Source organism: Chryseobacterium sp. GTID13, from assembly GCF_056172655.1.
On record NZ_JAOCMB010000005.1, the window covers coordinates 1,497,872 to 1,520,901 of the forward strand.

Genomic DNA, 23,030 nt, shown 5'->3' on the forward strand with positions numbered 1-23,030 from the left:
TAAAGTTTAAATGTTCTGATTGATCAAAAGTTCCTGTAATTTTTTCCTTGCAAAATTGAGTTGGGATTTCGATGTTCCTTCACTGATGGAAAGCATGGATGCAATTTCTTTATGCGGGTATCCTTCGATCGCAAAAAGATTGAATATTGCTCTACAGCCTTCGGGAAGAAAGTTCAGTAGACTCAGAATATCCTTTTCAAATGAAATACTTTCCGATAAGTTTCCTGAAGTTTCCACAAAGCTGTCATCCATAGAGATGAACTGGGCTTTGGTGGCCCGCAGCTTTTGAAGACACTCATTCACGGCAATTTTTCTGGCCCAGGCTTCAAAAGTATCCAGATTCTGGAGCTGAGTAATCCTGGTGAATATTTTGTAAAAAGTATCGGCTAATACTTCTTCAATATCTTCATCATTTTTCAGGTAGCGTCTGCAGACTGAGTACAGCTTGCCCGCCATTTTCTCGTATACTTTCCGCTGTGCACTGCGGCTGCTACGCTGGCATTCTAATAGTAATTCTCTTTCCATAGTCAGGCTTTATACTCTTATAGATGCCTAAACTTTAAGATGGGTTGGAAATGGTTGTTTTTTTGCAAAAAGGCTGATAAAGCTAAATGGCTAAACAGCGAAAAGGCAAATAATCGAACTGCAATTTTACTTCTCAAGTTTCGCAATAGCCTTTTTACCTTTTCATCTTTTTTATTCATCCAAATTTAACTTTTCCCTCTGTAACAAATCTGTAATATGAACGACTATTCATATAAATAATCTTTTATAGTAATGAAAAATACCAAAATTGCCTCATTACTTTTTGTTTTGTCTGCAGGAAGTATGATGTTTGCCCAAGATGACTTGATCAACAAATTAAAAAACAATCAATCTCAAAATGCTAATTTCCAGTTCACAACGTTAAAGGACGTAGGAGCTACTTCAGTAAAAAACCAGGGTTCATCTGGAACCTGCTGGAGCTACTCAGGGAATTCTTTCCTTGAATCTGAAATGCAGAGAATGGGTAAAAAACCTGTAGATCTTGCTGAAATCTTCACAGCAAGGAATTCCTATCATGATAAAGCTAAATTATATGTTCTGAACAACGGAGCTATCAGCTGGGGCGACGGTGGTGAGCTGCATGATGTTATCAATATGTATAAAAAATACGGTGCTGTTCCACAGGATGTGTATACAGGACTGAAAGCAGGACAAACCCTGAACAATTTCAAAGAAATGCAGGGGAAAATTAAGCCTGTTTTAGACAGCCTTGTACAGGCAGGTTCAAAGGGGAAACTTACGGATAACTGGATGGATTCTGTAGATTCCATTCTGGATGAATATCTTGGAAAAGTACCGGCTAACTTTACTTACGAAGGAAAGAACTATACTCCTAAAACATTTGCAAAAGAAGTGGTAGGAATCAACCCTGAAGATTATATCGAAATCTCTTCTTATAAAGATTATCCGTATTACCAGAAATTCGTAGTTCCGATACCGGATAACTGGAGCCATGATTCTGACTGGAATGTTCCGATGAAAGACCTTACAGCTATTATTGACAATGCTGTAAACAAAGGATATTCCGTAGGATGGGCAACAGACGTTACCGAACCTTATTTCTCTTACAAAAACGGGGTAGCTTACGTTCCTGATATCGACCTGAATACGATCACTGATGAGAACAAACAGTCTTTATTCACCGAATCTAAAAAAGACAAAACCATCACGGAAGATATGCGTCAAAAAGGCCTTAACAATCTTTCAACAACTGATGACCATGGTATGCACATCGTAGGACTTGCCAAAGACCAGACGGGTAAGGAATATTATATGGTAAAGAATTCCTGGGGTGTAACCAACGATTTCGAGGGTTATATTTATGTAACAAGACCTTATGTGGAATACAAATCGACAGCTATCCTGATTCATAAGAACGCTGTTCCGAAAAGCATTCTGAAGCAGTTAAAGCCTACCAAAAATATTGGTTTATAATCAATAAATCACTGTTACTGTCTCTGACGGTAATTTTAGATATTTAAATCTGTTAAAACCGCGCTCCGAAATATTTTCGGAGCGCTGTTGTTTTTATTTTCATACTTTTTTCTAAATTATTTCGCTGTTAAGTGAAAATATTTTACTTTTAAGTATCAAACAAATTATTATCTATGAAAAATTTAAAAAAATTAGTAAAATCAGATCTGAAAAAATTAATGGAGGCAGTGCCCCTGAATGTCCGGAGGGAACAACTGCTTGCTATCACCGTCCTCAAAACGGTATTCCAAGTTACTGGACCTGTGAGCCGGGTGTCGGATGTCCAAACTAAGATCTGATTAGGCAAACCTTACATTTTAAACTCAATCTAAAAATATGAAAAATCTGAAAAAATTAACAAAACCGGATTTGAAAAAATCAACGGAGGAAATGCTCCTGATTGTCCTGAAGGAACAACGGCATGCTATATTCCGCCTCAAAACGGATTCCCTTCCCGCTGGAAATGTATTTCAAACACAATGGAATGTCCATATTAATAACAATCAAAACCCGCTTTCAGAAGTTCTGAAAGCGGGTTTCTTAAATAATAAGTAGGTGAAAAATTTAATATTTTAAGTGAATAGTCAATGTTCAATTTTGCTTCGCAAGTGAATTATAATCATTATTCCCAGAAATTAAAAATTGACAGTAAAGCGAATTCACAATTAACCATTCACTATTTTAATACAGTTTTCCCATGCTTTCTGCTGAAAAGTCCAGCAGTTCTGCGGTATTTCCTGTTTTTATCTTTTGAGCCCACTGAGGATCCTGTAAAAGGGCACGTCCTACTGCAACAAGGTCAAATTCTTCATTATCAAGCCTTTTGATGAGTTCAGTTAGATCTGTTTTTTCAGTACCCTGTCCTGCAAAAGCTCCCATAACATCTCCTTTCAGACCTACGGAACCAACAGTGATCGTTGGCTGGCCTGTAATTTTCTTTGCCCAACCTGCAAAATTCAAGTTTGAACCTTCAAATTCCGGTTCCCAGAAACGACGCTGTGAGCAATGGAAAATATCTACTCCGGCCTCTTTTAAAGGTAACAGCCAATCTTCCATTTCCGTTGGTGTTAAAGCCAATTTGGTGCTGTAATCCTGCTGCTTCCATTGTGAAAGACGGAGAATAATGGTGAAATCCTCGCCAACTGCTGCTCTTATCGCTTTAATCACATCTATTGCGAAACGGCTTCTCTCTTTGATTGTTTTTCCGCCATATTCATCGGTTCTTGTATTGGTAACATCCCAAAAGAACTGGTCAATGAGGTATCCGTGTGCTCCGTGAACTTCAACAACATCAAAACCTAAATCTTTTGCAGATTTTGCAGAAGCTGCAAACTGCGCAATGGTATCCTGAATATCTTCCAAAGTCATTGTTGAAGCCTTCTCCATTGGTGCCAGAGGATAATCTTCAGACATTCTTGTATCTCCCACATGCCAGATCTGAGGACCCATTTTACCTCCGTTCTGATGAACTGCATTAATCACATTTTTCCAGCCTGCCAATGCTTCATTGCCATAGAAATCCGGGATATTCTGCATATTTTTTGAAGCCGTTCTGTTGATTACCGTTCCTTCGGAAAGAATTAATCCGACTTCTGCGGCAGCTCTTCTGGCATAATATTCTGCAATATTCTGGGTTGGAACTCCATTATCAGATTGGGCTCTGGTCATAGGAGCCATTACAATTCTATTTTTAAGTTCAAGACTTTTATAAGTAAATGGTTTAAATAATGATTCTGTACTCATTTTTAAATTGGTATTTTTATAATTGTTACACAAAGTAACTAATAATAGTTCATTTTTGTATCTTTCAAATTTAAAAAAGTGGTAACTTTGCAGTAACTTACATTAGTAACGTAAAAGTAACATATGAAGCAAAATGAATTAATGGCATACAGCTGTCCTTTAGGAAAAGCAATGTCAGCCTTAGGAAGCAAATGGAAACCGATCATCGTATTGGTGATTAAGGACCGAAAATTACGTTTTGGAGAACTTGCGGTACGAATTAATGTAATTTCCAGAAAAGTCTTAACCGACCAGTTACGTGAAATGGAAGCCGACGGACTGGTAATTCGTGAAGAGTTTAAAGAAATCCCTCCAAGAGTAGAATACTCATTGACGGAAAAAGGATTGGCATTGTTACCCATCTTATACCAGCTGGAAGAGTGGGAAACGAAATATCATGTGTATGATCCTGAGAAAGAGAAAGATTGCAAAACTCTTTTGGAACAAAAGAATACAAAAAAGGCTGTCGTTTGATGGTCTTTTTTATTGCTTTAAATGTAATTTATTAAGTTTTATTTCTACACTTTCCGGGTAATTTCCATCAATATAATTTATAAAACCTTTCTCAATGATGGCTTTTGTACCTGCTTTTGGAATTGAATCACTATATTTAAAATAAAGAGTATCATTTTCAAATTCATAACTTCCTGTATAAATATCTTTATCTCTCAACATTCCTTGTGAAATAAATTCAAAACTTTTATCATCATACATTTTCAGATAAACCTGACCTACAGGAGCTTCTCTGTCGGCCAAAAGAACTTCTTTCTTTTCATTTTTACAACCCGTAATTATTAATAAAAGACATATAAAGAAAAATTTGAACTTCATGGTTTATAGCTAAAATGGTTTAACAAATATAAATTAAAAACCGCTTCCCAAAAGAAAGCGGCTTCATTTTATCTGAAATCCCAATTAAAATATCGCAGGATATTTCTGAGGATTTGTCTCATTGAACATGGCATAGATTCTTTCCACCATATCATCTGCAGATGGCTTGCTGAAATAATCTCCGTCACTTGCATAAGCCGGTCTGTGATCATTGGCAGCAATTGTTAACGGATCTGAATCAAGATATCTGAATGCTTTTTGTTTCTCTAAAATCTGCTGAAGGATAAATGCTGACGTTCCTCCTTCCACATCTTCGTCAATCACCACCAATCTGTTGGTTTTCTTCACACTTTCAGCAATTTCGTGAGTTAAATCGAAAGGAATTAAAGACTGTACATCAATTACTTCCGCAGAGATTCCTAATTTTTCCAATTGCTCTGCTGCATCCATTACAATTCTCCATGTGGAACCGTAAGTGACCAACGTAACATCTTTTCCTTCTTTGGTTACTTCAATTTTTCCTACAGGAACCGTGAATTCACCCAAGTTATCAGGCTGTTTTTCTTTTAACCTGTATCCGTTCAGACATTCAACAATCACAGCCGGGTCGTCACTCTGAAGCATTGTATTGTAGAATCCGGCAGCTTTCGTTAAGTTTCTCGGAACCAATACCAGAATACCTTTTGAAAGGTTCAGAATTCCTGCCATCGGAGAGCCTGAATGCCATACACCTTCCAGTCTGTGGCCTCTGGTTCTGATAATTACCGGAGCTTTCTGGCCTCCTTTTGTTCTGTACTGAACTGTTGCCAGATCGTCACTCATTCCCTGTAAACAGTAAAGGATATAGTCTAAGTACTGAATTTCAGCGATAGGTCTCAAACCTCTCATAGCCATTCCGATTCCCTGACCAAGAATGGTCGCTTCACGGATTCCGGTATCTGCAACGCGCACATCACCGTATTTTTCCTGCATTCCTTCCAATCCCTGGTTAACGTCACCGATATTCCCGGCATCTTCACCAAATACTAGAGTCTGAGGATACTTTTCGAAAATTTTGTCGAAGTTATTTCTTACCACTACTCTTCCGTCCACCTCTTCAGAGCTGTCTGAGAAAACAGGTTTGATTTCTTTCACATTTTCAGCCTTCCACTGAGATTGGGAATATAAATGGGAAGAATAGTTGTCTTTTTCTTTTTCAAAGATTTCATTGTATTTCTGCATCAGCTGGGTTCTTTCTGCAGAATTTGTCCCTCTTGTAGCTAACAATACTTTTCTTGTCAGATGAAAAACATCTTTTTTAGCTTTGGAAACAAGCTTATTAAACTGAGCGATATAGCCCTCGATTTCAGCATTCTGTCCTTTAAGGTTTTCAACTAAAGGAAGAACCGACTGAGTGAGATCAGTAATCGTCTTCTGGTAATTTTCCCAGGCATTTTTCTGACCTGCTTTTACTATTTTTTTAGCTTCATCATCAATCGCATCCAATTCTTCTGCTGAAGCTATAATTTCTTCTTTCCCTTCAATTTCAATTGAATAGTTCAGGATCCATTCTTTAAATTTCACCAAACCGTCGAAATCCGCCTCCCACGAAAGACGCTCTTCATTTTTATATCTCTCATGAGATCCTGATGTAGAGTGTCCCTGAGGCTGGGTTACTTCAATAACGTGAACCACCACCGGAATGCTTTCCGTTCTGGCAAAATGCTCTGCTCTTGCATAAGCATCCAGTAATGAAGGATAATCCCATGCTTTTACCTGAATGATCTCGCAACCCTGATTTTCACCTTCTTTTCTCTGAAAACCGCTCAGCATTTCAGCAATATCCGCTTTTGCTCTCTGATTTCTGGTCGGAACAGAAATTCCGTAGCCATCATCCCAGATAGAAACGATCATTGGAACCTGAAGAGCACACGCCGCATTCAGGGTTTCCCAGAAGTGTCCTTCTGCTGTAGAAGCATCCCCGATAGTACCGAAAGCAATTTCATTTCCTTCTTTTGAAAACTTTTCAGAACCTTCAAATTTTACACTTTTATACACTTTGGAAGCCTGAGCCAATCCTAAAAGTCTTGGCATCTGTCCTGCCGTAGGCGAAATATCGGAAGAGATGTTTTTCTGTGCTGTAAGGTCTTTCCAGCTACCATCTTCATTTAAACTTCTTGTTGCAAAGTGTCCGTTCATCTGTCTACCTGCTGATGCCGGCTCTCTTTCTACACTTGTATCTGCATACAGCTGTGCAAAAAAGCTTTCAACCGTTAAAGCATCTACCGCTAATGCAAAAGTCTGATCCCTGTAATATCCTGAACGGAAGTCTCCATTTCTGAAAACTTTCGCCATTGCCAGCTGAGGAAGTTCCTTACCATCCCCAAAAATTCCGAATTTAGCTTTTCCTGTCAGTACTTCTCTCCTTCCAAGGTAAGACATTTCGCGCGATATCCTTCCTAACCTGTAATCTTCAAGTATCTGATTTTTAAAATCCTGGAAAGAAATTTGCTGTGTTTCAATATAGGTTGTCTGCATAGCTAGATATAAAAGTTTTTATTCTTCAAGTATTGCGCTAATATACAATTTTTAAATTAATTTTAATTTTCAATAATTTTTTTAAAAATTTGATAATAAAAAAAATGTGTTTTATCTTGTGAAAAATTGTAAATGATGGAAAAAAAGTCACCTCATATCCTGAATGCATCCAGCAATCTTTTGGGTTTTTCCCTGATCATCATCACTTCACTAAAAATCACAAAAATCAGTGTGCATACACATCTGGACGAATTTGCCGGCGTTTCGTGCATGCTTTTCGCCTGCAGCTGTTTTTTCTCATTCCTGGCTATCCGGACGAAAAGCGAAAGACGGGAACATAAATATGAGACCATTGCGGATTATCTATTTTTAATCGCTTTATTTTGTATTGTTTTGGCAGTTATTATTGTGACCGTGAAAATAATTGACTAAATCTATTATTCTAACCATACAATTTGTCGGCATAATATTTTTTCCTGTCAATAATTCACTTATTTGTTATTGCTGTAGTAAGAGAACAACACATTTCAACGTATAAATTATTTCAAACAAAAGGGATTTTTTACATTATTAATAAAAAAGTCTAAAAAAACTACCTAAAATTATCATATTGTTAATCATTATTTCTATAATGGTATGAAAATTGTTAATTGGATTGAAATATTGAGTAATTTTAACACACAAAAGAAAAAAATTAAAAGATGAAAAAAATTATTTCGTTATGTGGCGTTTTTTTAACGTCAGGCATTCTCTGTGCCCAAATAGGTATCAACACAAATAATCCACAAGCCAGTTTTCATATTGATGCAGCAAAAGACAATCCGTCGTCAGGTGTGCCTTCAGCTACACAGCAGGCTAATGATTTTGTTGTGACAAGTACCGCCAATGTAGGTATCGGAACTACAAGTCCAACAGACAAACTGGATGTGGCTTCAGGAAATGCTAGAATCCGTAACATCAATTCGAATGTGGGAATAGGAGGTACGGACAGGGTTGTTGTGGCTGATGGAAACGGTGTATTAAAAACGATAGACTTTACGGCTTATTCATTATTCCATGCCCGCTTGGCAGCCAATCAGAATTTGACATCAAGCACAATTACTACTCTATTATTTTCTACTCCTTTGGCAACTTCACCGTTCTATTCTTACAATGCAACCACTGGTGTATTAACTTTCAATCAGCCCGGAAATTACCTGGTTACGCTACAAGCAAGCTTTGCGAATGCTCCGGCCGGAACTCAGCTCCTGATTGGGGTAAGACCTAATCCGGATGCCAATTACCTGGGAAGAGGCAGTCATTATAATGCAACAGCAACCAGCGCAACGGTAGGAGAGCTGATGAACTATACCACTGTGCTGGTAATACCAACAGCAGGCTACCAGATTCGTTTTACAGCTGCTCCTAATCAAAACTGTACAGTTTTGTCTACTGAAACCGGAAGTACAGGAAGTGGAAATGTAACCAATGTTACAGTACAAAAGATTTAATCTTAAGAATAAAAAGGGATGTCGCGCGACATCCCTTTTTTTATCCTTAATTCTAATCCTTAGAATTTTCTTTCAATTACATAATCAAGCATACTGTGTAATGATTTCCTGGCTTCAGAATCCGGAAATTCCTCCAGAATATCTTTAGCTTTCTGCTGAAAATCTTTCATCACTTTTATAGCATAATCCATACCTCCGGAGCTCTTTACAAACTCGATCAGTTCTTTTACCCGTTTCTGATCATTGTTATAACGCTTTATGGTATTGAAGTAGTACTTTCTGTCTTTTTCACTGGCATTTTTCAGGGTATAGATCAGAGGAAGGGTCATTTTCTGTTCTTTAATATCTATCCCAACAGGTTTCCCGATTACATTTGAACTTAAATAGTCGAAAAGGTCATCTTTAATCTGAAAAGCCATCCCGGTGTAAGTTCCGAAATTCATCATTTTTTTAGCAAGACTTTCGTCCGCATTATTGGATAAAACTCCAATTTCACAGCAGGCTGCAATAAGAGTGGCTGTTTTCTGACGGATAATTTCATAGTATACATCTTCCGTGATATCCAGTTTTCGGGCCTTTTCCAACTGAAGAAGCTCGCCTTCGGACATTTCACGAATTGTCCTTGAGATGACCCCTAAAAGGTCATAATCTTTATGATCCGTAGAAAGGAGTACTGATTTTGATAAAAGATAATCTCCTACCAAAACAGCAATTTTATTCTTCCACAAGGCATTGATGGAAAAGAAATTACGGCGCTTGAAACTTTCATCCACCACATCATCATGCACCAGGGTCGCCGTGTGAATAAGCTCAATCATAGAAGCGCCACGGTACGTTTTTTCATTAACCTCACCGATCAGCTTTGCACAAAGGAAAACGAACATAGGACGCATCTGCTTTCCTTTAGTAGTAACAATAAAACGGGTTACTTTATCTAATAAAGGCACTTTGCTCTGCATCGATTCATAAAACTTCTGCTCGAAAAGTTTCATTTCCTCATTGATCGGTCGTTTGATTTCTTCTACGATATTTGCCAAAATCTGTGAATGAAAGGTAAATACTTATTAATTCTCACAAAGATAATTTTTTTCACGCAATTTCGGAACAAAATTAATCTTTGAATTGTTCTTTAGGAATAAAATACAATGCCGGCTGTGATCCTCCCAATCTCGACTTAAATTTTTCCCCTGAAATGTACATTCCTGTATCATTTACGGCAATCCCTTCGATCTGCCCGATGGCCAGAGCACTTCCGAGATAATAATGCTTTGGGATTTCTTTAAAGAAAATTCCTGGTTCTGTTTCTGTAAATATATTCAGAAATACTTCCGTTTTCTTGGTATATCCTATCAGATAAAGTTTCCGGTCATAATAAGAAGCATCGGTCACTACAAAATTGGTCTTATAGGATTCTGTTTTCTCAGCTTTCTGTTTTTCCGGTATATTGGGGTCAATAATATAATGGGATGTAGACTTTGATTTCCATTCTTTGGTAAAAAGGTGAAGCTTTCCGTTGAGATAAATCATCGCTTCGGCATCAAAATCATTGTTGGTATACCGGGGAATAAACTCTGTCTGCTCCGGATAGTAAAATGATATTTTAGTAATGGAATCATTCTTTGGCTCATCCTGAAAAGGCAGCTTATAAATTTCCAGATCTCTTCTTGTCCCTCCGTTATTACCGAAATCTCCTATATAGAAATTCTTGCCGTCATTGGTAAGCGCTTCCCAATCTTTATTTTTAGCATTGATTGTGAATGTATTTCTGATATTTCCGGAAGCTTCGTCCAGTTCAAAAATTTCAGGAGCATTACCACTGTCGTTAAAGGTATAAAGTTTCCCATTCAGAAGGCTTAGTCCTGAAGTTTCCTGGATCTTATCATCTAAATAAGCAACTCTGAATTTTCTTATTTTAAAAAAATCAGTTTGTTGTGAAAATGAGCATTGGAAAATGATAAAAGCAGAGAAAAGGAGGAGTTTTTTCATAGAGCAAAGGTAAGGGTTTGCAGATGATTGGGAAAATTGAGAAGTGTTTTGCTTAGAACCACCCCGTCAAAAATTCTTTGAATTTTTGCCACCCCTCAAAGGAGGGGAATTTGGATCCGACAGATTGTTATTGTAAGAACTTATGATTCACAATACAAAAACACCTTAGGCAGATTTCCTTTTCTGTTTTCCAGCCTGTTTCTGTAGATAATCTTTCTGATATTGTCTTACCGTTTTTCCTGTCCCGTCATGTCTCCAGCCTGGTGAATTGAAGATATAATTGATTCTGTCTGAAAATTTCAGTCCTGGTTGTCTGATATCTTTCCAGATCTTTCTCCATTCGTAAAGAAGAACAGTATCCGGTTTGTTATCAGGCATTTTAGGGTAAATTCCATATTTGACAGGTACATTTGGATCTTCTTTCTCAAAAGTTCCGAAGATTTTATCCCAGATAATGAGGCACATGCCCATATTCCGGTCCAGATATTTGATGTTGCAGGCATGATGTACCCTGTGATGGGAAGGGGTTACCAGGATATATTCCAGTATTCCCATAGTTTTCACAGTTTGTGTATGTACCCAGGTGCCATATACCTGTCCTATCGCATACACAACCATGATATGCCAAGGATTAAAGCCTAAAAAAGCCAGAGGCGAAAAATAAAGATATCTGTAAAGCGGCTGCAGTACCGGACTTCTGAATCCGGTTGTCAGATTGAAGTATTCCGAATTGTGGTGGGTAATATGAACTGCCCAGAATGCCCTGGAATGGTGATCTACATAATGCAGCACGTAATAAGCAAAATCTGTGATCACAAAGCAGATAAGCCAATACCAAACTGTAAAATCCCAAGTGAAAAGCCTGTGGTTGTAAAAAAAGAACATCACTCCCATCGCGAAAGTCTTCATAATGAGATCCAGGCCAAAGTTCATCAGGGCCAGATAAACGCTTGTCGCAACATCTTTTCCGTTATACAACTTGGCTTCAGAAACATGGCTGTAAATCATTTCTGCCAAAATAACGGCAGCATGGAATGGAATAGCCCATGCGTATACGTTCTCAAGACCGTCCTCGCTCATAAAGAAGTCCATAATAACTTTTCTTTATGTAAAGTTAAGCTTTTAGGGAATTTTTAAGAAAAAATTTAAGGTTTTTAAGGAAATTTTAATCCGGTGTTTTATTGGCAAGCTGTCCGCATGCAGCATCAATATCGCCACCACGGCTTTTTCTGATCATAACGGTAATTCCGGCATTTTCAAGCTGACGTACATAATTTTCTTCCGCCTGCTTATTACACTGGTCATATTTTCCGTCTCCGATAGGGTTATACTGGATAAGATTTACCTTGGAAGGAACTTGCTTACAATATTTAATCAGAGCTTTAATGTCCTCATCACCATCATTGATTCCTTTCCATACGCAATACTCAAAAGTGATCACAGAGCCTGTTTTCTGATACCAGTATTGAAGAGCCTCCATAATATCCGTGAGTGGAAATTTATCAGAGAAAGGCATAATTTCATTCCGCTTGGATTCAATAGCAGAGTGAAGTGAAAGGGCCAGCTTTACACGAAGTTCATCGTCTGCCAGCATTTTGATCATCTTCGGGATTCCGGATGTAGAAACGGTAATTCTTCTTGGTGACATTCCCAAACCTTCCGGCTGGGTAATTTTCCTGATGGCTTCCACTACATTCTTGTAATTCATCATCGGCTCTCCCATTCCCATAAAGACAATGTTGGTAAGAGGTCTGTTGAAGTACATTTTGCTCTGGCTGTCGATCAGGGCAACCTGGTCTACAATCTCAGCAACTTCAAGATTTCTCATTCTCTTGAGTCTTGCCGTTGCACAGAATTCGCAGTTCAGGGAACATCCTACCTGTGAGGAAACGCAGGCAGTAGTTCTTGTTTCTGTTGGAATAAGAACAGATTCTACCAATAATCCGTCATGGAGCTTCACTCCGTTTTTGACTGTTCCATCTGTGCTTCTCTGAAGCTGGTCGACAGAAACAGGATTAATGGTATACTCTTCGGAAATTTTTTCACGGAGAGACTTCGAAAGATTGGTCATTTCATCAATCGAATGGAGGTTTTTACTCCATAGCCAGTCATAAACCTGCTTCGCACGAAACGGTTTCTCTCCTAAAGTTACAAAGTAATCTTTAAGCTGGTCCAGTGATAAAACTCGGATATCTTTCATTAGTAAGGTTGCAGATGATAGGTTTCAGGTCGCAGGTAACTACTACCTGCAACCTTTTACCTGATATCTTTTTTATAAAATTAACATTGCATCACCGTAAGAATAGAATTTATACTTTTCTTTTACGGCTTCTTCGTAAGCGTGCATGATGAAATCTTTTCCGGCAAACGCAGCAATCATCATCAATAATGTTGATTTTGGCGTGTGGAAGTTGGTAATCATCGAGTTGGCCACTCCAAATTCGTGAGGCGGATAGATAAATTTATTTGTCCACCCATTGAAAGCAGAGATTTTTTTGTTTGAAGAAACAGAAGTTTCCAATGCTCTCATAGTCGTGGTTCCTACTGCACAAACTCTTCTGTGAGCTTCTACCGCTTTATTGATGATTTCAGCATTTTTCTCGTCAATGATGATTTCTTCAGATTCCATTTTGTGCTTGGAAAGATCTTCTACCTCGATCGGGTTGAAAGTTCCCAAACCAACGTGAAGGGTTACTTCAGCAAAATCGATTCCTTTGATCTCTAACTTTTTCATCAAATGCTTGGAGAAGTGAAGACCAGCTGTAGGTGCAGCTACTGCTCCCTCTACTTTCGCATAGATGGTCTGATATCTTTCTGCATCTTCCGGCTCTACTGCTCTTTTGATGTATTTTGGAAGCGGAGTTTCTCCCAGTTCTTTCAGTTTTGTTCTGAATTCGTCATAAGAACCATCGAATAAGAATCTCAATGTTCTTCCTCTTGACGTTGTGTTATCGATAACTTCAGCAACCAAAGATTCGTCCTCAGTAAAGAATAGTTTGTTACCGATTCTGATTTTTCTTGCAGGATCTACAAGAACGTCCCATACTCTGGTTTCCTTATCAAGCTCTCTTAAAAGGAAAACCTCAATTTTAGCTCCTGTTTTTTCTTTATTTCCATAAAGACGTGCAGGGAAAACTTTAGTATTGTTGAAGATAAAAAGATCATTCTCATCGAAATAGTCAACAACATCCTTAAACAGCTTATGCTCAATGGTTTCTGTTTTTCTGTTAAGAACCATTAATCTGGCTTCGTCTCTGTGTTCGGATGGGTGTTCTGCCAATAATTCCGCAGGAAGATCAAAATTAAAATCTGATGTTTTCATTTTTTTAAATTACGGTTTAAAAATTATTCAAATTACAAGTGTAATTTTTCGGAGTGCAAATATACAACATTGAATACCCCTTTGTCAAGTATTATTTAAAATCAATTTAAAACCGTAATTCTACGGTGATCTGTGAAGGGAAAAAATATTATTTTTGAAGACATTAAAAAATTGACACTATGAGCAAATATTCATTGGAAGCCTTCGTTAACGAAACTAAAGAAAATCCACAGCAGAAGGATTATTTTGAACTTGAAACGCCACATATGCTGGAAATTAACCTTAATAACCAGGCAGTGTGGACCAAAAGAGGAAGCATGGTAGCTTATGTAGGAGGGATTAATTTTGAAAGACAGGGAATGCTGGCAGGAGGAATCGGGAATCTTTTAAAGAAAGCGATCAGCGGTGAAGGAGCAAAACTGATGAAAGCTGAAGGAAACGGTAAATTATATGTGGCAGATTCCGGTAAAAAAGTACGCATCCTTTATCTGAATAACGAATCGGTATGTGTAAACGGAAATGATGTACTGGCCCATGAACAGAATGTAAAAAGTGATATTACCATGCTTAAAAGTATTGCGGGTATGATGGCCGGCGGCCTTTTCCAGGTAAAGCTTTCCGGAACGGGACACATTGCCATAACTACCCATGGTGAACCGCTGACCCTGATGGTAACACCGGACAGTCCTGTTTTTACGGATCCTAACGCTACAGTAGCATGGTCAGGTAACTTAAGTCCGGATCTGAAAACAAATGTTTCCTTTAAAAGCCTGATCGGAAGAGGGAGCGGAGAAGAGTTTCAGATGAAATTTTCAGGAAACGGATGGGTGCTGATCCAGCCTTATGAAGAAGTATATTTCACAGAAAAATAGTATTGAGCTTGAAGCTATAAGCAGGAGGCCTGAAGCTACTATGTAGTGCTACTTTTTAATAGTCTCCTGAAATTTGATGAATTGGTTTTAAAATAATAAAAGCTTATTATTTTAAGACTTAACAATCTGTCATTTGAACTTATCCATTCTATATGATAAATAATTGTAAAACAGCTGTCTTCTATCGGGGCAGCTGTTTTTTATTTTCCCATACAACGCACCTCGAATCTCAAACCCTAAAACTCTAAAACTCTCCGACTCTCCAACCCCGTATCCCGCATCCATACCCCTCACCTCGCAACTTTTTAATATATTTAGGAAAAAATTTTAATGGACACCACCTCTTCACGTAGAAACTTTATTAAAACCGCTGCTCTGGCCAGTTTTGGTGCATTGGTTTTACCTAATTCTTTATTTGCCTATTCCGATGATTTTAAATCAGATAAAAAAGTCCGCGTCGGCTTTATCGGTGTAGGACTCCGCGGACAGGAACACGTAAAACTGCTGGCAAAACGTAATGATGTAGAAATTGTAGCGTTTGCAGATCCTGACAAAAGAATGCTTGCTGCTTCTCAGAAAATATTACAAGACAATAACAAATCTGCCGCCCAGGAGTTTTCAAACGGCGAATATGATTACAGAAATCTTTTGAAGCTTAAAACAATTGATGCCGTCGTAATAGCCACTCCGTGGGAATGGCACCTTCCGCAAGGTACCGAGGCAATGAGGGCGAAAAAATCGTCGGCATGGAAGTTTCAGGAGCTATAAAGCTGCAGGACTGCTGGGAATTTGTAAAGGTGTATGAGGAAACAAAAGTTCCTATTTTCATGATGGAGAATGTATGCTACCGCAGGGATATCATGGCTATTATGAATATGGTCCGTAAGGGAATGTTTGGCGAACTGGTTCATGGAAGAGGCGGCTACCAGCATGATTTAAGGGGTGTTCTTTTCAATGACGGGGTTACGCCTTATAATTCCGGCGCTGAATTTGGCGAAAAAGGGTTCAGCGAAGCTCATTGGAGAACGGAACATTATGTAAAACGCAACGGTGAGCTCTATCCTACCCATGGATTGGGTCCTGTAGCCGTTATGATGGACATCAACCGTGGTAACCGTTTAACAAGGCTTTCCTCATTCTCTTCAAAGTCTGTGGGGCTTCACAAGTATATTACAGAGCACCCGAAAGGCGGGGAAAACCATCCTAATGCAAAAGTTAAGTTCAACCAGGGAGATATTGTCACTACCCAGATTGCCTGTGCAAATGGGGAAACGATCCTTTTAACCCATGACACAAGCTTACAGCGACCTTATGATCTTGGATTCAGAGTACAGGGAACTGAAGGCTTGTGGCAGGATTTCGGCTGGGGAGATTTCAACCAGGGGCATATTTATTTTGAGAAAACTATGAACCATACTCACCGGTGGGAAAATACTGAAAAATGGATGAAAGAATTTGATCATCCTATCTGGAAAAAATTTGAAAGTACAGCTGCAGGTGCAGGACATGGCGGTATGGACTTTTTTGTCATGAATACCTTCATTGAATGCATCAAACGAAATATAGAATTCCCGATGGATGTGTATGATCTTGCTTTATGGTATTCTATCACTCCACTCAGCGAGGAATCTATTGCTAAAGGTGGTCAGGCCGTAGACATTCCGGATTTTACCAATGGAAAATGGAAGACCCGTAAACCTGTATTTGGAATGACTGATGAATTCTAAAAAGACACTACTGATACTAGCCGGAGGTTTAGGAAGCCGCTACAAAGGACTGAAGCAGATAGACGGAATCCTGGATAACGGATCGCCAATCCTTGAATATTCCATCTATGATGCCTTGAGAGCAGGTTTCAGCAAAATTGTTATTATTGTCAATAGACTTATTCCGGAAAGTTATATTGAAAGATTAAATACAATATCCCCAAAAGAAGAGTTTGAACTTCACTGGGTGTATCAGGAAAAAGAGAGTTTCCTGCCCCGGGACTATGATGCATCAGAAAGAGAGAAACCATGGGGAACAGGCCATGCCGTTCTCTGTGCAAAAAATGTTATACAGGAACCTTTTGTCATGATCAATGCAGATGATTTTTACGGGAAAGAGGTTTATCAGCTGGCGTCTGAAGAAATTGACCTGCACATTTCAGAATCACAGTTTGGGATGGCCGCTTATCCGGTAGAATCCACTTTGAGCGGAAACGGAAATGTAGCAAGAGGAATATGTACCCTAGATGCAGATCATTATCTGATAACAATAGAAGAACAGACTTCAATCCGAAGAGAAGGAAACTCAATTGTTTATACCAAAAACGGGAATGATATTGAAATAGCTCCCGATACATTGGTATCGATGAATTTTTTCATTTTTCACCCTTCTGTTTTTATTGATCTGGAAAATTATTTTTATGATTTTATCAAGTCAAATCCGGAACCATCCGATGAATTTTATGTTCCTTCTGCCGTACAGATAATGATTGATGAAAAAAGGCAAAGGTTCTGGTGAAAGCATCCCCTTCCCAATGGATGGGAGTTACTTACGCAGATGACAAAAGCAGTATTAAAGATTTTCTGGCATCAGAAATCGCAAAAAACAGATACCCTGAAGATTTATGGAATTAAAACAAATCGTAACCGGATTCACCGGAACTGAAAACTGTACGATAACTCCTATTACCAATGGATTGATCAATACTACCTATTTGGTGGAAGATCATGATTCTGAAGAAAAATTTATCCTTCAGAAAATCAACAGACAGGTTTTTCATTTTCCCGAAATTGTTACCCATAATCACTTACTGATCAATACCCTGCTTGAAAACGGAAATTATCCTTTGCAGCTGGTCAATATAAAGAAAACTTTATCCGGCAACCTGATGATGCAGGATGACGAGGGAGAGTCGTGGAGAATGCTCAGTTTCATTGAAAATACAAAGACTTTCTTTAAAATTCCCGATTTAAAAACAGCTTATGAATCTGCAAAGGCTGTCGGAAGCTTTTTAAATACCATAAATCCTGCAGATCTTCCTGATATCCGGATTCCGATTCCCGATTTCATTAATTTTGAGAAAAGGATTTCAGATTATCAGATTTCTTTACAGAACGCCAATGAAGACCTGTTGAGAAATGCCGGGTCAGAAATAGAGTCCACGAATGAGCTGCTTTTTCTTCCCCAAAAGTGGATTGAAATGGAAAAAGAAAGCCTTTTGCCTAAAAGAATTATCCACGGAGATCCTAATGTAAGAAATATACTTTTTGATAAGAATTCAAGTCCTCTGGCTGTTATTGATCTCGATACGGTAACGGTTTCTACCATTCTGTATGACTTCGGCGATATGGCGAGATCTTATACGAATATGCTGGATGAAGATGATGGAAATGCAGCTGATAATTTCAATTCCCAAATTTACAGAACTGTAAAAGATGGGTTTTTGCTGTATTTAAAAGAAAAACTGACTTTTGAAGAGCTTGAAAATCTGGATTATGCCGCACAGGTTGTCATTTATATCCAGGCTGTCCGTTTTCTGACTGATTATCTGAATGGAAGCATTTATTACTCTACAAAATATGCTGAACACAATCTTGACAGGACCAGAAATCAACTGGAGCTGCTGAAAGGTTTGAGAAAATATTTGAAAGATGATTAATACAAAACTCTCTCAGATTGTGCAAATTAAGCAGATTTTTAAATGTCAATCTTTTGTTTTGAGCTCCGAATGAGTCTTTTTAGATCACAGAAATGTATTTATGTTCTGTCATATGCGCAAACATCTGCGTAATCTGCTTAATCTGCGAGAAAAAAATTTATTTCAAGAACTTTAAAATGCTCTTCCATTCTTCCAGTTTCCTATCGAATGAAACAGTATGAAGCGGGCTCGTAGATGGAAGCTGAAATACAGGTAACCTATAGTTTTTCCCTAAAAGCTTCTGTAGATTTTTATATGATTTTCCTCCGTTACAGAAAATAGCTTTGATATTGGGATGCTCATCTAAAAGCTCAGCAATTCGGTTGGCTTCTTCATTTTTGATTTCAGAATCCAGACTTCCCTTTCTTTCACAGGAATCAATGACATCCCAGACTGCTATTTGATGTTCTTTTAAAACCTTTTTTCTTTCGGTATAATCTTCTGTAAATTCTTCATTGAACAGATGAAAAATAATGTTCCAGAATTTATTTTGAGGATGAGCATAATACTGCTGTTTTTCCAAAGATTTTACTCCGGGAATTGAGCCCAGAATTAAAATTTCAGACTGATGATCAATGAGCGGAGGGAACGAGGAAATTCTGTTTTGCATATTCAAATATATAAAATTTGGCTAAAGCCTTCCTTCCTGTTGAAAACAAAAAGCGGGCTAAAGCCCGCTCCTATTGATATTTTATTTTTATTGATCTATAAAGTTTCCTTCAGCCAATCGAAGAATTCTCTTTGCCATACCAATCCGTTTTGCGGATGAAGTACCCAGTGGTTTTCGTTCGGGAAATAAACCAGTTTAGATTTCAATCCTCTTAATTTTGCTGCCTGGAATGCTTCCTGCCCCTGCTCGTAAGGTACACGGAAATCGATGCCTCCCTGAACAATCATGATAGGCTTGTTCCATTTTTCAACAAAATTGCTTGGGTTGAATTCTGTGTAAGCCTTAGGAAGGGGTTTTTCCCATGGCGAACCAAGATCCCAGTTCGCAAACCAAAGTTCTTCTGTGGTAAGATACCAGGATTTCATATCAAATAATCCATCGTGAGCAATAAATGTTTTGAACCTGTTTTCATGGATTCCGGCTAACATAAATACGCTGTATCCTCCATAGCTTGCCCCTACTGCTGCTACTCTTTCACCATCTACATAAGGTAATGTTTTTGCATAATCTGTTGCTGCAAGATAATCTCTCATCGGCTGGCCACCCCAGTCTTTGGAAATGTCTTCGTTCCATTTTGTTCCCCATCCCGGCATTCCTCTTCTGTTTGGAGCAACGATGATATATCCGTTGGCTGCCATCAGCGCAAAGTTCCATCTTGTACTGAAAAATTGGGTCAGTGCAGATTGAGGACCTCCCTGACAGTATACCAGTGTAGGGTATTTTTTATTAGGATCAAAGTTCGGCGGATAATGGAACCATACGCCCATTTCTTTACCGTCCGTTGTTTTTACCATTTTCAGTTCGGATTTACCCTGCGCCAGCTTGGCATAAGTATCTTTATTGGCTTCGGTAACCTGCTTCATCTCACCGTTTTTCAGGTTGACAGAGAATAATTCCGTTGCATGGTTGATATCTGTTCTTCCTACTAGAAGTGAAGATTTATTGTCGGTGAAAATTTCGTTGACATCAAAATCCCCTTTTGTGATCTGTTGAACTTTTGATGTTTTAGGATCTAAAGAGAAAAGCTGTTTTGTTCCTCTGAATGCTGCTGTAAAATAGATCGATTTGGAATCTCCGCTCCAGAATACGTCTCCGGAAACACTTTCGTCCCATCCGGCTGTAAGGTTTGTCGTTTTTCCAGATTTCCAGTCCATGATTTTCACATCATTCTTATCTGCTTCATATCCGTCTCTGGCCATACTCTGCCAGATTAAGGATTTTCCGTCCGGGCTGAATTTTGGATTAACGTCGTATCCTTTATTGGATTCTGTAAGGTTTTTTGTTGTTCCTGAAGCCATGTCGTAGGCAAAAATATCCGTATTGGTGCTTGTAGAATATTCTTTTCCGCTTTTAGGTTTGGTAACATATAAAAGCTGGGAAGAATCCGGGCTCCAGATAAAGTCTTCGGCTCCACCGAAAGGTCTTTGCGGGGAATCCCATGTTTTACCTTCCAGGAGGTCTTTTGCAGATTCTGCCTTGTCCGTGGTATTGACTACAAATACGTGGTTATATTTTCCTTCATTAAAATAATCCCAGTGTCTGTGATTCAGGTCCGTATATACCTGGGCTGTGGTTTTAGGAGTATCGCTGTATTTGTCTTTCCCCATTAATTTCTCTACAAGAACCTGCTTACTGAACGCAATTTTTTCCCGTCAGGAGAGATGACGATATTGTCGACTTCCCCGATGGTATAAAATTCAGACCAGGTTTTCCCATTATCTTTTGAAAGAAAGATTTTATCTCCTTCCTGAGCATAAATTCCATTCTTATCCCACTGGATAAGGGCTTTTTTCCCGAAATCTATTTTGGAAGACTGGTTATTAAGAACATTCAGAAAATAGTTCTCATTCTTTGTTTTCTCTGTTTTCAGATCTACCTGTCCTACTTTATAGATCAGTGAAGACTGATCCGGTGAAACTGCCTGTACTCCCACTTTTTTCAAAGTCCAAAGGATTTCAGGCGTCATTAACTGTTGTGCATTCATTAAAAGCGGAGCTGCCAGAGCCAGCAGACTGTACTTAAGTTTCATATGTTGATATTCTTTTTTAACGGAAAATATGGAATCTTGCGGATTTCATACATTCCTTTTAGTTTAATTCAAAGATTGCCAAAGTTAATATTTAAAATAAAAATGACCGAAAGAATTAACATTTAAGTTTTGAAATAAAAAAGTCTGCCGTAAAAACAGCAGACTGATATAATTTTATTTCTGATCCATTAATCTCCATCAGAGAACATGGAATTGGCCAGCGAGGTCACAAAGGACAGCAGTACACTAAAGATCAGTGCCCACCAGAACCCGTCGACAACCATGCTGTCTATAAAATAATCTGCAATCAAAATAATCAATGCATTAATTACCAAAGCAAACAAACCTAAAGTAATAATGGTTAATGGTAACCCTAAAAGTCCCAGAATAGGTTTCACAAAAATATTTAATACCCCGAGAACGATGGCAAAAATAATCGCCGAAGAAAATCCTTCGAAATGTACACCCGGAAGCACCTTAGTCAAAAGGTAAGCAACAATTGCTGTAATCAGCAGCCTGATAATTAAGTTCATATTATATTTTTTAATGTTATGGTTTTAACTTTGCAAATCCTGTTCCATTCAGGTCAAAAAATTCCTGTAAACTCCTTTATTCAGGGATATTTTTATTTCCCACAGTTCTATTTATTTGATCCTCATCATGGTTACCAGTGAAGTGGCTACATGACTTTCAGACCCTGTATTTTCATCCAGCACATAGATCTCAGTCCTTACCACAATAATTTTTGCACCTCCTTTTATAACGTAAGACCGTGATATCAGGGCGTCTCCAAGGGCAGGACGAAGGTAATTGACCTTCAGTTCCACCGTCACTACATAACAGTCGTCTTTATAATGGCTTACCGAAGCATAACCGGAAGAAACATCTACAAGGGAAGCGATCATCGCACCATTGAACATTCCCGCTTTCCGGGTCATCATTTCCATTTTAGGAATTTTGATGGAAACGAAATCAGTATCTACTTCCAACAATTCGGCATTGTAGAATTTCAGGGTTTCCGAACGTTCAAAGCTGTCTGTAATGAGTTTCTTTTTTCCGGGGTCATGAATTGTTTTATTTAATCTGAATACAACACAAAGTACACAAATGTTTTCAGAAATACCAGAAAATTTACAATAAGTTTATTTGCTGATGATGAGATTTAAACACGTCAACAAGCTTTGACCACAAAAGAGTATTTTTTAACACTTAAGTGATTTGAAGTTAATATTTATACCGTGAAAAAGTACACTTAAGTTTTATAATCTCTGGTTTTCATGATGTTCATTATTGATTGGGTGATTATTCCCATCCTTTGGAGGGTGGCAAAAATTCTTTGAATTTTTGACGGGGTGGTTCCTAAAGCACTCACAAAAATACTAGCTTTGCATAAACAGCCTACATGACCATCAAAAATAGCTTTACATTACTAAGCCTCCTGATATTCTCTGTTTTTCAGGCCCAGACATTGCATCTGTACGGCGGCTCTGATCAGGATCAATATCTTGGCTGCTTAAACTGTGATACGTTTGATAAAAATTCAATCTGGAATTCCTACGGTGATTACGGAAATGTGTTCAGCTCAAAATCCATCTGGAACGGAAACGGCAACTATGGGAGTTCATACAGCACCTATTCTCCGTGGAGCAGCTATGCTTCATATCCTCCGGCAATTGTGGATCAGGACGGGAATTTTTTCGGCTACCTTACTTTAAATACATACAAATCAGAAAAATCTGAGCTTGAAATGGCCCAGATCTTATGTAAATACCACGAGTCGATAAAGAAAGACCTCAGTGGATGGTACGATAAATTATTCCGTTAAAT

21 protein-coding genes and 2 pseudogenes are annotated in these 23,030 nt (G+C 38.3%); 10 read left to right on the top strand and 13 right to left on the bottom strand.

Features of this window, described 5'->3' with window-relative positions; translation table 11 throughout:
* Positions 1–6: 6 nt before the first annotated feature.
* The gene (locus tag N4G44_RS13430) at positions 7–525 is read right to left on the bottom strand and encodes an RNA polymerase sigma factor (protein ID WP_474927621.1); all 519 of its coding nucleotides are present in this window, start codon (positions 523–525) and stop codon (positions 7–9) included.
* Between the two features lie 252 nt (positions 526–777).
* On the opposite strand from N4G44_RS13430, the gene N4G44_RS13435 reads away from it, so the two are divergent.
* Positions 778–1,980: a C1 family peptidase gene (locus tag N4G44_RS13435; RefSeq protein WP_474927623.1), complete on the top strand. Its 1,203-nt coding sequence runs from the start codon at positions 778–780 to the stop codon at positions 1,978–1,980.
* A gap of 375 nt (positions 1,981–2,355) precedes the next feature.
* Positions 2,356–2,574 carry a hypothetical protein gene (locus tag N4G44_RS13440; RefSeq protein ID WP_474927624.1) on the top strand — a complete coding sequence of 73 codons (219 nt, stop codon included), beginning with the start codon at positions 2,356–2,358 and terminating at the stop codon, positions 2,572–2,574.
* Positions 2,575–2,700: 126 nt separating this feature from the next.
* On the opposite strand, the gene N4G44_RS13445 is transcribed toward N4G44_RS13440, so the two are convergent.
* A complete protein-coding gene (locus N4G44_RS13445; protein ID WP_474927625.1) occupies positions 2,701–3,762 on the bottom strand; it encodes an NADH:flavin oxidoreductase in 1,062 nt (353 codons plus the stop codon).
* 123 nt (positions 3,763–3,885) lie between these two features.
* On the opposite strand from N4G44_RS13445, the gene N4G44_RS13450 reads away from it, so the two are divergent.
* Positions 3,886–4,275: a winged helix-turn-helix transcriptional regulator gene (locus tag N4G44_RS13450; RefSeq protein WP_040994066.1), complete on the top strand. Its 390-nt coding sequence runs from the start codon at positions 3,886–3,888 to the stop codon at positions 4,273–4,275.
* A 9-nt stretch (positions 4,276–4,284) separates the two neighbouring features.
* Here the strand turns inward: N4G44_RS13450 and N4G44_RS13455 are convergent, their stop codons facing one another.
* Both N4G44_RS13455 and N4G44_RS13460 read right to left on the bottom strand, forming a co-directional pair.
* Positions 4,285–4,632, bottom strand: a complete 348-nt coding sequence (locus N4G44_RS13455; protein ID WP_474927627.1) for a hypothetical protein — start codon at positions 4,630–4,632, stop codon at positions 4,285–4,287.
* 84 nt (positions 4,633–4,716) lie between these two features.
* A complete protein-coding gene (locus N4G44_RS13460) occupies positions 4,717–7,149 on the bottom strand; it encodes an alpha-ketoacid dehydrogenase subunit alpha/beta (RefSeq protein WP_474927628.1) in 2,433 nt (810 codons plus the stop codon).
* Positions 7,150–7,281: 132 nt separating this feature from the next.
* On the opposite strand from N4G44_RS13460, the gene N4G44_RS13465 reads away from it, so the two are divergent.
* Positions 7,282–7,581: a hypothetical protein gene (locus N4G44_RS13465; protein ID WP_474927629.1), complete on the top strand. Its 300-nt coding sequence runs from the start codon at positions 7,282–7,284 to the stop codon at positions 7,579–7,581.
* A gap of 269 nt (positions 7,582–7,850) precedes the next feature.
* Positions 7,851–8,639, top strand: a complete 789-nt coding sequence (locus N4G44_RS13470) for a hypothetical protein (protein ID WP_474927631.1) — start codon at positions 7,851–7,853, stop codon at positions 8,637–8,639.
* 59 nt (positions 8,640–8,698) lie between these two features.
* On the opposite strand, the gene N4G44_RS13475 is transcribed toward N4G44_RS13470, so the two are convergent.
* From N4G44_RS13475 to queA, 5 genes are all read right to left on the bottom strand, one after another.
* On the bottom strand, positions 8,699–9,676 hold the full coding sequence (locus tag N4G44_RS13475; RefSeq protein WP_260543716.1) for a polyprenyl synthetase family protein: 978 nt from the start codon (positions 9,674–9,676) through the stop codon (positions 8,699–8,701).
* 73 nt (positions 9,677–9,749) lie between these two features.
* Complete coding sequence (locus tag N4G44_RS13480) at positions 9,750–10,625, bottom strand: hypothetical protein (RefSeq protein WP_474927632.1); 876 nt, start codon at positions 10,623–10,625, stop codon at positions 9,750–9,752.
* A gap of 165 nt (positions 10,626–10,790) precedes the next feature.
* Positions 10,791–11,717, bottom strand: a complete 927-nt coding sequence (locus N4G44_RS13485) for a sterol desaturase family protein (RefSeq protein ID WP_474927633.1) — start codon at positions 11,715–11,717, stop codon at positions 10,791–10,793.
* 73 nt (positions 11,718–11,790) lie between these two features.
* Positions 11,791–12,825 carry a dual-specificity RNA methyltransferase RlmN gene (gene rlmN / locus N4G44_RS13490; protein ID WP_474927634.1) on the bottom strand — a complete coding sequence of 345 codons (1,035 nt, stop codon included), beginning with the start codon at positions 12,823–12,825 and terminating at the stop codon, positions 11,791–11,793.
* A 72-nt stretch (positions 12,826–12,897) separates the two neighbouring features.
* A complete protein-coding gene (queA, locus tag N4G44_RS13495) occupies positions 12,898–13,947 on the bottom strand; it encodes a tRNA preQ1(34) S-adenosylmethionine ribosyltransferase-isomerase QueA (protein WP_474927635.1) in 1,050 nt (349 codons plus the stop codon).
* Positions 13,948–14,126: 179 nt separating this feature from the next.
* On the opposite strand from queA, the gene N4G44_RS13500 reads away from it, so the two are divergent.
* From N4G44_RS13500 to N4G44_RS13515, 4 genes and pseudogenes are all read left to right on the top strand, one after another.
* Complete coding sequence (locus N4G44_RS13500; protein ID WP_474927637.1) at positions 14,127–14,819, top strand: AIM24 family protein; 693 nt, start codon at positions 14,127–14,129, stop codon at positions 14,817–14,819.
* A gap of 330 nt (positions 14,820–15,149) precedes the next feature.
* Positions 15,150–16,546: pseudogene (locus N4G44_RS13505) on the top strand (Gfo/Idh/MocA family protein).
* Positions 16,536–17,324, top strand: a complete 789-nt coding sequence (locus tag N4G44_RS13510; protein ID WP_474927638.1) for a sugar phosphate nucleotidyltransferase — start codon at positions 16,536–16,538, stop codon at positions 17,322–17,324. The pseudogene N4G44_RS13505 and the gene N4G44_RS13510 overlap by 11 nt, the downstream one beginning before the upstream one ends.
* A gap of 106 nt (positions 17,325–17,430) precedes the next feature.
* On the top strand, positions 17,431–18,465 hold the full coding sequence (locus N4G44_RS13515; RefSeq protein WP_474927639.1) for a phosphotransferase enzyme family protein: 1,035 nt from the start codon (positions 17,431–17,433) through the stop codon (positions 18,463–18,465).
* Positions 18,466–18,622: 157 nt separating this feature from the next.
* Here N4G44_RS13515 and N4G44_RS13520 read toward each other — a convergent pair whose 3' ends face one another.
* From N4G44_RS13520 to N4G44_RS13535, 4 genes and pseudogenes are all read right to left on the bottom strand, one after another.
* On the bottom strand, positions 18,623–19,114 hold the full coding sequence (locus N4G44_RS13520; RefSeq protein WP_474927642.1) for a DNA-deoxyinosine glycosylase: 492 nt from the start codon (positions 19,112–19,114) through the stop codon (positions 18,623–18,625).
* A 95-nt stretch (positions 19,115–19,209) separates the two neighbouring features.
* Positions 19,210–21,203, bottom strand: a pseudogene (locus N4G44_RS13525) (S9 family peptidase).
* A 188-nt stretch (positions 21,204–21,391) separates the two neighbouring features.
* Entirely contained in the window at positions 21,392–21,736 is a 345-nt protein-coding gene (locus N4G44_RS13530; protein WP_073060222.1) for a phage holin family protein, read from the bottom strand.
* 111 nt (positions 21,737–21,847) lie between these two features.
* The gene (locus N4G44_RS13535; RefSeq protein WP_474928340.1) at positions 21,848–22,324 is read right to left on the bottom strand and encodes a PaaI family thioesterase; all 477 of its coding nucleotides are present in this window, start codon (positions 22,322–22,324) and stop codon (positions 21,848–21,850) included.
* A gap of 281 nt (positions 22,325–22,605) precedes the next feature.
* Between N4G44_RS13535 and N4G44_RS13540 the strand changes: the two genes are divergently transcribed.
* A complete protein-coding gene (locus tag N4G44_RS13540; protein ID WP_474927644.1) occupies positions 22,606–23,028 on the top strand; it encodes a hypothetical protein in 423 nt (140 codons plus the stop codon).
* The last annotated feature ends 2 nt before the right edge of the window (positions 23,029–23,030 follow it).